The sequence below is a fragment of the Actinoallomurus sp. NPDC050550 genome, assembly GCF_040655075.1.
Taxonomy (GTDB): Bacteria; Actinomycetota; Actinomycetes; order Streptosporangiales; family Streptosporangiaceae; genus Actinoallomurus.
Genome location: NZ_JBFAJC010000038.1, coordinates 1 through 13229, shown reverse-complemented (window position 1 = coordinate 13229; position 13229 = coordinate 1). Strand labels below are relative to the sequence as shown.

The following is a 13229-nucleotide window of genomic DNA, read 5'->3' as shown; positions in this document are numbered from 1 at the left end:
CCCTCGCGTTGTAACGCACGGGCTACGCTCCGTGCGGGCCGGATCTTTCGTCCGGATCCTTTTGACCGTCCGGTTCCGGCGGGGCACGGCAATGCGGCATGCGCTACGCCCGTGATCAACGAGGGAGTACGGGCATTCCAGGGCAGGAGACCCCCGGTGGACTCGAACGCCGGACGGTATCGGGCCCTTGCCACCGCGTTGACGAGCCCTGATGACACTCCAGCGCCCCCCGTTGCGCGCTGTGCGGGTGTCCTGAACGCGGTACGGCTCGGGCTGAACCCAGGCCAGGTGCTTTGCCCTGTTCGGTCGCCGTCCGGTTCGAGCGAAGTGGGCCACTCGCCGACCCAGCGCATACCGGACGCGCAGGTCGCCCGAACGCGACTCGGCCCCGGGAGGATCACCCCCCGGGGCCGCTATTGGGTCACCTTTCGTCAGTGCTTGTTCTTGTGCCTCCGGGCTTAACGCCTCCGGGCCTGCCTCCTGAGGGCTTTCGTCTTCCGGCGAGTGTCCTTGTCAAAGGGCCTCTTCGGCCCGTGTCGCCTTTGCCCGCGCTGCGGCTTCGGCGACTTGTTGTTCTCCGGGTTGATCTCCGGGCCGGCGATCGGGCACCCGCCGTCACCGGCCGGCGCCCGGTCCTCGTCCTTGTACGCGTGGTGTTTCGCCCTCTCCGCGGCCCTCTCGTCAGGGGAGCCGGTCAGCGCCGCGTTAAGCAGCGAGGCGCTCAGGATCGTGCAGATCCCGGCCAGGCTCGACAGCCCGAGGGACTGGTTCAGGGTCACACGACCCACCAGACCACTCACCGCCGGCCCGTTGGCCGACAGGGCGCCGACCAGCCGCTTCGGAAGGTGAAGCAGTGCCTGCGCCACCCAGTACAAAACCCCCGCGGCGACTACGAAGAGACCCGCGATCGCCCCGCGCGTCACGATCCCCCAGGACCAGTGGACCGCGATGAGGAAGGGTGCCCCGAGGAGCAGCCCGGCCACCATCGAAAGTCCCGTTCCCTTGAGGTTGATGCCCGCGTCGGCCATCGCCTTTCCGCTGGATGCCATAGTGGCGGAGCACACCGCGCCGCACAGGGCGGCCAGCACGCCCGCCAGTACTCCCGTGTCGCCGAGCCCGTGCGAGTGGATCACCATGGCCAGCCCGGCCGCCGACATCAGCGGCAGGAACAGCAGGAGACCCTTCACCTTCCGGCTGATCGCAGAGGTGGCGGAGAACAGCGCACCACACAGGGTGGCGACCAACGCCATCACCAGTACGCCCGCAACGCCGAGCCGGTGCCAGGGAATCATCATGGCGGCCCCAAATGCCGACATCAGCGGCAGGAACAGCGGGAGACCCCTGTTGTCGCCCTTCCAGGCGATCACCATCGCCATGGTGATCGGACCGAGGGTCCCTATTGCGCTGCCGCACGCGAGGGGAAGCTTCGTTGCGTAGTACTGCGTCAGCAGGTTGGCGCAGATGAAGCTCACCAGGAACGGCAGGACCAACTTCAGAACCCCCCTAAAATCCCTCTCCCAGTCCGCGAACCGGACCAGGTGCTTGTTCACCAGGGGGAACCTTCGAGTGTTGTCCAGGAGCCACGTGAACCGCCTGTCGCCTTTTTCGGTGTTCGAGGCGACATCACGAAAGCTCCGCTGCTTCAATTTCCCCTTCGCCGTCACCAACAGCGCGACGTAGAGCGGCACGCTGAACAGGTAGGTGATGGTGGTGGCCTGGACGGCCACCAACTCGTGACCAGCCGTCAGCGGCTGCATCACGGCCGTCGCGACCCGCCCGGAGATCGTTCCCCCAATGTGTGCGGCGGCCGCGGCGAGCAACCAAAGCGAACCGATGACGGCGGCGATGAGGCCGCGCACCGCGCGGCGCGGGTGCATCAACCACCCGCGGTAGGAGCCGATCCGGCCGACAAGCCGGTTCGGCAATTCTTTCTTTTTGATTTTCATTTCACCGCTTTCTGCTTCGTGTGGCCGCGCATCCTTTAGTGATGCGCGGGGTCCGCACTGCACTGCTTCCGGCACCAGTGCCGAGAGAAAGTGCGAGGCAGCGCCTTCAGTGACAGTCCGGAAGGCCGCCCCCGGGGCAAGAGAACTTCAGGTGAACGACAGGCGGTCGTCGAACCGTGCCTGACCATGGAGACCGCTACAGAGTCCGAGCCGAGGGCCGGGCACCGGCCTTCGGCGGCATCGGCGAAGGCCGCCCGTGAACCTGGTTGCGAAGAGCGGTCCCCCGCGGACAGTCGGTCATCGGCCAAGAGGTCGACCTGGATGCGGCAACAAATCCAGCTACAACGAGGGGAATGAGGCAGATCATGAAGGTCACGCGCGAAACGCGCCTGATGAAGGCCAACGCCGAACTGGACGCTGCGGTGGACAAGCTCGTAGCCCTGGGCTACGTCCGGAATGCCGCAGAGAGCCTGGAGATGGCGGAGCGTTCGGAGGGCTCCGCCAAGGACGTGTGGCAGAAGAAGCGGCAGGACACCAAGGACGCCAAGCACGCGTGGCGCGCCCTGGCTATGCAGCAGAAGTGGTGGGGCAAGGCCTGGCACAAGCTCACCTCGGCCTTCAAACACTGAACCACCGCCGGTCGGCGGCTGCAACAAGCCGGCCCCTGGCCACCTTCATGGTGGACGAGGGCCGGTTCTCTTTCGCGCCGCTCTCTCGCACCTGCCGGGGCGCCTTCCGATCCGGTCATGGACCTGGGCGACCGCCTCCCGCCGGTTCGGCAACTGCCACGACCCCCGCTGCCGCGCCTTCGAACTCACGAGGCGGCAGCCAGGCTCAGCCTGGCCAACTCTTCCAGCTCGGCCAAATGGCCACCGTGCCGTTCACCTCCGGAAGCTCGAAGGGCACCATTGGCATCACCGTCACAGCGATAGAGAAGGGCTCCCCGGCCGACCTGTCCGCGCTGAAACTCGGCGACCGGGTCAAGGGGATGGTGCCGTACTACATTCGCTACTCGCTGAAGAAGCTGGGCACCACAGACCTGTCCTTCACCTCGGCCACGCAAATGGGGGGACTGTTCCCAGACGGCAGCGAGGCGCAGAAAGTCAGCATCATCGGCAGATTCGCGATCGGCTCGACCCCGAACACCTCGTGGTAGTGATCGATGAAACTCACGAGTGCGCGTGTGGCCGGTCGAGCTCGGCCGCGAAGAAAGCCGACGCCGCCTTCAAGATCTCATTGGCCCGCTGTCGTGCTTTCATTTCGATCCCGCACCGCTTTTATGGGCGCCCAAGGCGGGGTGATCCCCGTCTTCAGGGCTTGACGGAGAGCTACTAAACCGCTTTAGTCACCAGCTAAACATCGAGTGACTTAGTCAAGTCCGTGTGTCTTGGCTATGAACTTCTTGTGTCGAGGAGTCGCCACCGTGTCCAATCGCCGACCGACCATCGCAGACGTCGCGGCGTACGCCGGCGTATCGGTGGGTGCCGTGTCGTTCGCACTCAACGGGAGGCCGGGAGTAGGCGAGGAGACGCGCAAGCGCATCCTCGACACCGCGAGGGAACTCGGCTGGCAACCGAGCCATGGCGCGCGGTCGCTGTCGACCTCCCGTTCGTTCGCACTCGGCCTCGTGCTGGCGCGGGCGCCCGAGTCGATCGGTTCGGACCCGTTCTTTCCCGCGTTCATCGGCGGTGTCGAGGCCGTTCTGGCGCCGCGCGGTCAGTCTCTGGTGCTTCAGGTCGTCCCGGACGCCGAGGCGGAGATCGCCGGATACCGGCGGCTGGGCGGGGAGAGCCGAGTGGACGGCGTGTTCCTGACCGACCTGCGGTGCTCGGATCCGCGCCTGTCCCTGCTGACCGAGATCGGGCTCCCCGCGGTCACCCTGAACCGGCCTGACATTGAGTCCGGGTTCCCTGCCATCTGTCTCGATGACCGGCCAGGGATCGCCACCGCCGTAGGTCACCTGGTGGGGCTCGGGCATACGCGGATCGCGCATGTCGCCGGGCCGACCGAGTTGCTGCACGGCAGGGGGCGACACGAGGCGTGGACCGCGGCGCTCGACGAAGCGGGGCTCGCGCCGGGCCCGGTCGTCGAGTCCGACTTCACCGCCGCCGGCGGCGCGGCGGCTACGAGGGAACTGCTCGGTCTTGCCGAACGGCCGACGGCGATCGTCTACGCGAACGACCTGATGGCCGTCGCAGGGATGGCCGTCGCACACGAGCGCGGCTACGTGGTGCCGGACGACCTGTCGATCACCGGCTTCGACGATATGGAACTGTCGGCCCACGTACATCCCGCGCTCACCACCGTGCGTACCGATCCCTTCGGCTGGGGGCGAGCTGCCGCGCGGGTCTTGCTCGACCTGGTCGAGGGCAGCGACCCCGGTGACGAGGACGTCACCCCCGGAACACTCGTGATCCGCCGCTCCACGGGATCCGCGCCCGGCTGATCCCGAACCTGAAAACGAATCGTGCCGACTGCACCCCGCCGGCGCGCCCGACGATGAGTCACCACCCCCATCGAGGAGATCCGATGAAACCCACCCCCATTGTTCTTTCCATAGCCGCCGTGGGCCTGTCCGTCCTTACCGCCTGCGGCGGTGGGGGCAGTGGCACAAACGTGACGAAAGCGGCCCAAGCGCACGGCCCAATCAAGATCTGGTACTCCAACAACCCGGACGAGGTCGCCTGGGGCAAGGCCGCGGTCGCGGCGTGGAACGCCTCGCACCCGAAAGAGACGGTCAGTGGCGAGGAGATCCCCGCGGGGAAGACGTCGGAGGAGGTCATCACAGCGGCGATCACCGCCGGTACGGAACCGTGCTTGATCCTCAACACCGCGCCCGCGGCCGTACCGGGCTTCCAAGCGCAAGGCGGGCTGGTGCCGCTGAACGACTTCCCGGATGGGGCCAAGTACATCGAGTCGCGTACCGGGGCAAGGGCTAGCCAGTACAAGTCGCCTGATGGCAAGTACTACCAGCTGCCGTGGAAGTCGAACCCGGTGATGATCTTCTTCAACAAGAAGCTGTTCGCAAAGGCCGGGCTGGACCCGAAGAATCCGCCACTGCATACCAACGCGCAGTTCCTCGACACGGCGAAGAAACTGGTCGCGGCCAAGGTCTCCAAGTATGCAATCTACCCGGCGCCCACCAGTGAGTTCTTCCAGTCGTGGTTCGACTTCTACCCGATGTTCGCGGCCGAGTCGGGCGGCAAGCCGTTGGTGGCCGATGGGAAGTCGCAGTTCGACACTCCCGCTGGACAGTCGGTCGCGCGATTCTGGCGCTCGATTTACGCGGGGAACCTGGCTGGGACCGAGAAGTACAACGGCGATGCCTTCGCCGACGGTGTCGCAGCGATGGCCACCGTCGGCCCCTGGGCGGTCAACGTCTACAAGGGCAAGGTCGACTGGGGCGTGGTCCCGGTACCGACCTCGCAGGCGATGCCGGCCAACTCGATCCACACGTTCAGCGACGCCAAGAACATCGGCATGTACGCCTCATGCAAGAACCGCGGCACCGCCTGGGATTTCACAAAGTTCATCACCAGCGTCGATCAGGACGGCAAGCTGCTCGGCAAGACCGGCCAGATGCCGATGCGGACGAACCTTCAGCAAACCTATGCGGACTACTTCGCCAAGAATCCAGCGTACAACGACTTCGCAGCGCAGGCCGACCGGATCGTCGAGGTGCCGTCGATACCGAACTCCGTGACGATCTGGCAGACCTTCCGCGACGCGTGGTCCCGCTCAGTGATTTTCGGTAAGAGCGACCCGCTGCAGGAATTGCACACGGCCGCGACGAAGATCGACGGCCTGGCGAAGCACTCCTGAGGCGTCGGCGATGACCACCACCACCATGGCTTCGGCCAAGGGGGCGCGACGCTTTACGACTCTCCTTGGCCGTAGGCCGGTAGGCCTCCTTTTCACCGCACCGTATGCCGTGTTTCTCGTCGCGGTGTTCGCCTATCCGCTTGGATTGGCCGTGTGGATGTCGTTCCACCGGTTCATATTCACCGCGCCTGGCGTCTCGGTCCCCCGGCCATGGGTCGGGCTGGACAACTATAAGGAGGCGCTCACCGACCCGGCGGTGCGGCAGGCATTCGGGAACATCGCACTGTTCCTAGTGATCAACGTGCCGCTCACCGTCGCGCTGTCACTGCTGCTGGCGACCGCGCTGAATGCGGCGATCCCGTTCCGCGCGTTCTTCCGCGCGGCGTACTACATCCCGTATGTGACCGCTAGCGTGGCTGTGGTCGGCGTCTGGCTGTTCCTCTTCAGCTCGTCGGGCTTGGTGAACAAGGCGCTGGGTCCGCTCGCCCCGCATCCGTCATGGCTGGTCAACTCACACCTGGCGATGCCCTCCGTTGCAATGTACGTGACGTGGAAACAGCTAGGCTTCTTCATCCTGCTGTACCTCGCTGCGTTGCAGAACGTGCCCAAAGAGCTCTACGAGGCTGCGGCAGTCGACGGCGCGTCTCGAAGGCGCACCTTTTGGTCGGTCACGGTTCCTGGTGTGCGTTCGGCCACGACCCTTGTGGTACTGCTTTCGCTGGTCACAGGCGCGAACCTTTTCACCGAGCCGTACCTGCTCACCGGAGGAGGTGGGCCGGACGGAGCGTCGGCATCGCCGGTACTGGTGATGTACCAGCGCGGCATCGAGCAGGGGCATCCGGATGTAGGCGCGGCCATCGGCGTACTGCTGGTGCTCGCCGTGCTCGTCGTCGCACTGGCCGACCGTTACCTGCTGCGGAGGAAATGATCACATGGTCCAGCATGTTCGGGTGGCGCGAGTAGCCGTGACCACCCAGCATCCGGAGAAGAAGCGGCAGACGTGGATCGGCTGGCGGCTGCCGGTGCTCATTCTGGGCGCGATCGGTTTCCTGTTCCCCTTCTACTACATGTTCATCGGGTCGCTGCAGACCACGGTGGACAGCTCGCTGTCCGGCGCGGTGCCGAATCCGGGGAACCTCTCGCTCGGCAACTACCGCAGCATCGACAAGAACATCGACCTGGTCAGCGGACTGGTCAATTCCGGCGTCTTCACCGGCGGTGTGCTGCTCGGTACGGTCGTGTTCGGCGTCCTCGCCGGATACGCGCTGGCGCAACTGCACTTCCGCGGCCGCGGGCTGCTGTTCGGCGCGATGCTACTCGTCCAGGTCGTGCCGTTCCAGCTCCTGACGATCCCGCTGTACGTACTGATCGTGCGGGATTACGGACTCGGCGACTCCTACCTCGGGATGATCGCGCCGTTCGCCATCAATTCCACGGCCGTGTTCGTGTTCCGGCAGTACTTCCTGCAAGTCCCGTCGACGCTGTTCGACGCGGCCCGCATCGACGGCGCGAGCGAGCTACGTATCTTGCTGCGGGTCGCGCTGCCGCTGGTCAAACCGGCGCTTGTCACGGCGATGCTGATGACCTTCATCGGGCCGTGGAACGAGTTCCTCTGGCCGTTCCTGATCACAAAGCAACAGAACATGCAGCCGCTCGCCGTGTCACTAGCGAACTACATCAGCAACGTCGCGGCACGGTCCGACAACCCGTACGGCGCCATCCTCGCGGGAGCTTGCGTGCTCGCCGCACCCGCCGTCGTCATATTCGTAGCGTTTCAGCGCCATTTCGTGTCCACTAACCTCGGTTCCGGCGTGAAGGGTTAACACCTCTTGACCTCCACCATCTCCACTACCGTCCCGTACACTCTCACTCGCCTTGGCGTGGTCATGTCGCCCCAACCCGGCGAAGCGAACGAGGCCGAGGGCGTCCTCAACCCGGCCAGCGGCCGCACCCCGGACGGCCGTCTTCACCTGCTCCCCCGCCTAGTCGCCACGGGCAACGTCTCGCGGGTCGGTCTGGCAGAGGTCATGCTGACCGACGGGGTCCCGACCGGTGTCGAGCGCCGCGGTGTCGTGCTCGCCCCCGACGAGGGCTGGGAGCGCGGCGCGAACAACGCAGGCGTCGAGGACCCACGGACAACCTGGATACCGTCCCTCGGCGTACACGTCATGACCTATGTCGCGTACGGGCCACTCGGCCCGCGCCTCGCCCTGGCCGTCTCCGAGGATCTGTCGACGTGGCGGCGACTCGGACCGGTGCACTTCAGCTATCAGCCCGGTCTCGACACCGACCTCAACCTGTTCCCGAACAAGGACGCGGTGTTCTTCCCCGAGCCCGTGCCCGACCCCGACGGCCGCCTCTCCTATGCGATGTTGCACCGGCCGATGTGGGACCTTGGCTGGATCCGCGAGGGCGAGGGAGTTCGGCTGCCGGCGCAGATCACCGATGACCGGCCCGGCATCTGGATCTCCTATGTGCCAGTAGACCTGGTTGAACGCGACATCACCGCGCTCGTGTACCAGCGCGACCACCGGCTCGTGGCGATGAGCGAGTTCCCGTTCGAAGAGCTGAAGATCGGTGCCGGACCGGCCCCGATCCGCGTGGACGAAGGCTGGCTGCTCCTCCACCACGGTGTGAGCGGCGAACTGGTCGCAGGCACCGACCACCAGCCGAACGTCCACTACGCCGCCGGAGCGATGCTGCTGGACCAGGCCGACCCCGGTCACGTGCTGGCCCGTACTGCCGAGCCGATCCTGTCCCCGGAGACTGCCGACGAGCGAGACGGCATCGTGCCGAATGTCGTGTTCCCCACGGCAATTGAGGAAGTCGACGGCCTCCACTACGTGTTCTACGGCATGGCCGACTCGAAAATTGGTGTGGCGCGCCTGGATCGGCTCGCATGATCCCAGGATCACTTTCCGGCACGGTAAGCGCCGCTTCAGACCGTACTCGCCGTGGACGGTTGCCGCGACCGCGGCCGTACCACCGGGCCGCTTCAACCTGGTGACCTACTGACCGGACGCCCGGCGGACCGGCCGATCCGCCGGGCGTGTGCGGCACACGCCCCGATAATACGAGACAGCAGTTCACACGGCCGAAAGCTTTCGCCCTGACGCGACAGGGATTTCCATCGTGGTAACGCCTGTCGCGTCAGGGCGTGACCCTTTGCAGGGCAATGGTCAACCTCAGGTATTACAGGTTCGAACTCGTCGGGCCCGACCGCTCACACTGACCGGCCGGGCCCGTGAGGCGATCGGAGATCTGGTCTCTCCGGCAGACGACCCGCGGCGGCCGGGCTGTACGGCCTGGTGGTGACGCGCCCCAACCCCGTCCAGGCGGTGGTGGCCAAGGTGTGCCGAGGTATTCAGTGTCAGCCAGTCCACCGTCAGCCTTCAGGATCTGGCGGATGTTGAGCAAGGAAGGCGGCCGCTAGAGCCATCGGCTTGATCTTCTTCGAGGCTTACGAAAACAATCCCCCTGAAGCGGAAGCGGCGGGTTGACTTCCCACACAGAGGAAGGGGAAGTCTTCCCGCCGTTCCGTGCGCCCCTGCCGACGGGTGACTAGGCCGCCGCATCAAAGAGAGGCTTGCACGTTAATCAGTCTAGCAAATAATCCCACTATATGTCAGAATTGTTAACGCAACACAACCGAGAGATGTCGCTCGGCTGGTCGTTGCGCCCCGCAGGTCCGCATCCGCGGCCTGCTTCTCCGTTGGGCGTAGCGAAACAGCGCGAGCGATGACTAACTCGAGCCGTTTCGTTACGCCGTGACACACAGAGGGAAAGATGTCACGGGAAGGAAGGACCCAACCGGGTCAACACGAGACGGCTCGGCACCGTCCTAGCGCGGCGGTGCTCCTGGGACTGTGGAACCTGCTGATGGGCACCATCTGTTCGGCGAAGGTGCTCACCAACAGCTCTGCCAGCGGGATCACCCCGTTCGCGGTGGCGGTGCTGATCGGCACCGCCACCCAGGCCCTCACTATGCTCTTCGGGCGTCTCCGGCGCAAACTGGCCTGGATGCCCGTCGTCTTCGGGCGACTGGCCGGGCTGCCGCTCTTCAGGCGTCTCCGGCGCAAACTGGCCTGGATGCCCGTCGTCTTCGGGCGTCTCCGGCGCAAACTGGCCTGGGTACCCGTCGTCTTCGGGCGACTGGCCGGGCTGCCGCTCTTCAGGCGTCTCCGGCGCAAACTGGCCTGGATGCCCGTCGTCTTCGGGCGTCTCCGGCGCAAACTGGCCTGGGTACCCGTCGTCTTCGGGCGACTGGCCGGGCTGCCGCTCTTCAGGCGTCTCCGGCGCAAACTGGCCTGGATGCCCGTCGTCTTCGGGCGTCTCTGGCGGAAACTAGGACGCAAGCACCGCCAGGTCGCGGGGCTAGCCGTCGTGTGGGGGGGATTGAACATCGCAAATCTCGCCGCTTACAGAGCGGCGGGGATGTTGGTCCCCTTCGGGACTCTGACCGCGTTGTTCGCGCTCGGATCAATCTGCGCCATGGTCGCCCAAGCGTGGTTGTACGAGCCCCGAAAGGCTGCGGTTGGGGCGAGCTTCTCATTGCTGCCTGTCTCAGTGGCGATGGTGGCCTTTTCCGCCCAAGGCGGAGGGAGGGGGAATAACATCCCCCTCGGGATCGCCATTGCCACCGTGGGGGCCGCCGCAGTCTGTGGGCTCTCGTTCGTCCAGAACGCGAGCTCGCACATCGATGAGGCCAACATCATTTTCGGCCAATTCACCCAAATGCTCGCCTTCCTAATCACCGGCGTCGGGCTCTTGCTCTGGGGCCGGAAGTATGACCACTCGCACGGCTCTGACATCTGGGCGCACGACGCGCTGCTGTGGATGATGTTGTGGATGGGGGCAGGGCCGTTGATCGGCCTGCTCGCGAACCATCTACTGGCCCGCCAAAGTCCCATCAACGAGGCCGTCAGCCAATTCGGGCCCCTCGTCGGAGTTCTCTGGCAGGTGTTCGGGCAGCATAAATCCGTCCCGAAGCTGGAGCTGGTCGGGGCCGGCAGCATGATGCTCGCCGGCCTCTTGGTTTTGTACTTCACGATTAAGTACGGGAGGAAGAAGGGGCCAGGGCCAAGCGCGAAGGCCGAGACCCCCTAAACCTCGCCTGAAGGCGATCCGGCCTTCAGGCTCAAACAATGCCCGGCCGGGACGGCGCCTACGCCGTCGCGACCGAGGTACGAGTCGGCTACTCAACGAGTGCTCCTAAACAAGGGGGCCCGGCACACGCCGGGCCTCCTGCCCATGCGAGAGCCCCAGGAGTGTCCGTGGCAGTTGGACATCAGGCCACCGTCCGGGCTGCTTTCTCGAGTTGGGTCACCTCCACTCTGGTAACGGGTTCGGTGCGTTTTCGGGCACCGTAGCCGGGGCCGGCCATGGATCTGGTGGTCGGTATCGACGCGCTCGGTGTTCGACCAGGTGGTCCGGATCTGACCAACGTTCTGATTCTGTAGCAGAAAGGTTCCAAGGTGGCGACACCCTATTTCGCGGTACTGGGTCCCGTTGAAGTGACGCGCGCGGGACGTCCGATACCTCTGCCTGGTGTACGTACACGATCACTGCTCGCAGCCTTGTTGATCTCAGCCAATCAGGCAGTGCCAGTCGATGATCTCATCGAGGCCGTATGGGACCGCGGCAGCCCGACCCACCCGCGCAGCGCGCTTCAGAATGCGGTATTCCGGCTGCGAGGCGCGCTTGGCGATGCCCTAACACTGGAATCAGCAGGTGCGGGATACAGATTGTGGGTGGACGATGATCAGCTCGACCTGCTGCAGATGGAGCGGGCCTTGCAGATCGCGCGCGGCGAGTCGGCGATGTGGGAGTTGGAGAAGATTGTCAGGTTGTGGCGAGGGACGCCCTTGTCCAATGTGGACTCAAAGGTACTGAGGCGTGACATGGTGCCGCGATTGACAGATCGGTACCTAACCGCAGTAGAGCGATGGGCGGAGCTGTGCCTGCAGCACGGCAGGCACGAAGCGGTGGCCGAAAACCTTCCCACCCTCATGACGGTAAATTCCTATCGAGAGAAACTCATCGGCTACCTCATGGTCGCCTATTTCCAGGACGGCAGGTCAGCTGACGCGCTCCTACTCTACGAACGCACACGCCGTTCGATCAACGAGAACCTGGGCATCGACCCGAGCACCAGCCTCCAACAACTGCACATCCGCATCCTGAGACGCGACGAAGAACCCACCCTCAACTTCCCGCTACCTACCCTCGGCCAAAACCTCCAAGCCCACTCGAACTCCATCCCGTCCGCGTAAGGACCAACTTCCAATAATTAAGCGTCTTACCCTTCCCAAAATGGCGTGCATTCGAATTCGAGCAGAGAATGAGCGGAGCTTGTCATGTCAAGCCAGGCCGCCCTGATTCCAGAGCTGGCTGTTAGTGCCGAAAATTCGGCCTGTGTTGTTCAAAACAAGGTGATAAGCGATTGACCTGTGGGTTTTCCTGCGGTGGTGGTCGAGGGGCTGGCAGTATCGCGGGCTTGTGACAGTGCGGAAGCTTTACCTGATCTTCGTGCGCCTGGCCGGCCGGATGGTGCTACTGGCGCGCTCGGCAGCGTCGAATGATGCCGCGTTGCTGGTGGTGCGCCAGGAGGTCGCCGTGCTGCGGCGGCAGAACCCCCGGCCGAGGCTGGACTGGGCGGATCGGATGGTGCTCGCTGCCCTGGCCCGGTTGCTCCCCAGGATGGTGCGTGGGGGAGCGCGCTGCCCGGTTCCGGTTTCTGATCCGGGACAGGGCCGGCCAGTTCACCGAGGCGTTTGACGCGGTGCTGGCCGGCGCCGGGATCGAGGTGGTGAAGATCCCGCCGCGCAGCCCGCAGGCGAACGCCTATGCCGAACGCTGGGTGCGTACCGTCCGATCCGAGTTCACCGACCGGATGCTGATCACCGGGGCGCGGCACTTGCGGACGGTCCTGGAGAAGTACGTCGCGCACCATAAACGGCATCGCCCGCATCGGGGCGGGAGCCTGCGGCCACCGGACGGCGGCGACGGCATCACAGCCCCGGTCACAGACCTGGCGACGGGCCGGATACTGCGTCGCAAGGTCCTCGGCGGACTGATCCACGAGTACGACCGGGCGGCATGAAGATCACCGAATGATCCAGAAAACTGCAGTTCAGAGGCCGTGGACGCGGTTTTGGAACCCTACAAGGTGTCCGGCTACCCCCTGAGCGTGTCCGGACACCTCGGACACGCTCAGGGGGTAACCGCCGGCCTGCGTGAGCGACAACCTGAAGGGTGTCGAAACCCGGTCGCGGAGTCGTGGCCTGCCGAGACGGTGTCACTGTGTTCGAAGGGCTGTGCAGCTGGCCGAGGCTTCGGTGGCTTTGCTTGATTACCGGGTCGCTGTGCTATGACGTGCGGGAAGTCCAGGCCAACCGGACCGCCGAGCGGCGGCGCCGACGACGGCGCGCCAAGACCGACATCGACGACGCCGAGGCGATT

Annotated in this window: 11 protein-coding genes; 10 read left to right on the top strand and 1 reads right to left on the bottom strand. The window is 65.0% G+C overall.

Going from position 1 to position 13229, the window contains the following annotated elements; all coding sequences use genetic code 11:
* Window positions 1–458 precede the first annotated feature (458 nt).
* Window positions 459–2021, bottom strand: a complete 1563-nt coding sequence (locus tag AB0I04_RS37640; protein ID WP_360895959.1) for a DMT family transporter — start codon at window positions 2019–2021, stop codon at window positions 459–461.
* A gap of 290 nt (window positions 2022–2311) precedes the next feature.
* Here AB0I04_RS37640 and AB0I04_RS37635 point away from each other — a divergent pair, with 290 nt between their 5' ends.
* The 10 genes from AB0I04_RS37635 (at window position 2312) to AB0I04_RS37590 (ending at window position 12870) form a co-directional block, all read left to right on the top strand.
* Window positions 2312–2575, top strand: a complete 264-nt coding sequence (locus tag AB0I04_RS37635) for a hypothetical protein (RefSeq protein WP_360895956.1) — start codon at window positions 2312–2314, stop codon at window positions 2573–2575.
* 236 nt (window positions 2576–2811) lie between these two features.
* A complete protein-coding gene (locus AB0I04_RS37630; protein ID WP_360895953.1) occupies window positions 2812–3102 on the top strand; it encodes a hypothetical protein in 291 nt (96 codons plus the stop codon).
* Window positions 3103–3369: 267 nt separating this feature from the next.
* Window positions 3370–4392, top strand: coding sequence for a LacI family DNA-binding transcriptional regulator (locus tag AB0I04_RS37625; RefSeq protein WP_360895950.1), 1023 nt, complete (start codon window positions 3370–3372; stop codon window positions 4390–4392).
* 83 nt (window positions 4393–4475) lie between these two features.
* Window positions 4476–5768 (top strand): extracellular solute-binding protein, encoded by a 1293-nt coding sequence (locus tag AB0I04_RS37620; RefSeq protein ID WP_360895948.1) that lies wholly within the window; start codon window positions 4476–4478, stop codon window positions 5766–5768.
* 10 nt (window positions 5769–5778) lie between these two features.
* Window positions 5779–6696, top strand: coding sequence for a sugar ABC transporter permease (locus AB0I04_RS37615; protein ID WP_360895944.1), 918 nt, complete (start codon window positions 5779–5781; stop codon window positions 6694–6696).
* Between the two features lie 4 nt (window positions 6697–6700).
* Window positions 6701–7591 (top strand): carbohydrate ABC transporter permease, encoded by an 891-nt coding sequence (locus AB0I04_RS37610; RefSeq protein WP_360895942.1) that lies wholly within the window; start codon window positions 6701–6703, stop codon window positions 7589–7591.
* A 63-nt stretch (window positions 7592–7654) separates the two neighbouring features.
* Window positions 7655–8671, top strand: a complete 1017-nt coding sequence (locus tag AB0I04_RS37605) for a hypothetical protein (protein ID WP_360895940.1) — start codon at window positions 7655–7657, stop codon at window positions 8669–8671.
* A 949-nt stretch (window positions 8672–9620) separates the two neighbouring features.
* The gene (locus AB0I04_RS37600) at window positions 9621–10874 is read left to right on the top strand and encodes a hypothetical protein (protein WP_360895937.1); all 1254 of its coding nucleotides are present in this window, start codon (window positions 9621–9623) and stop codon (window positions 10872–10874) included.
* A 368-nt stretch (window positions 10875–11242) separates the two neighbouring features.
* On the top strand, window positions 11243–12040 hold the full coding sequence (locus AB0I04_RS37595; RefSeq protein WP_360895934.1) for a BTAD domain-containing putative transcriptional regulator: 798 nt from the start codon (window positions 11243–11245) through the stop codon (window positions 12038–12040).
* 434 nt (window positions 12041–12474) lie between these two features.
* Window positions 12475–12870, top strand: coding sequence for an integrase core domain-containing protein (locus AB0I04_RS37590; protein ID WP_360895931.1), 396 nt, complete (start codon window positions 12475–12477; stop codon window positions 12868–12870).
* Window positions 12871–13229 lie beyond the last annotated feature (359 nt).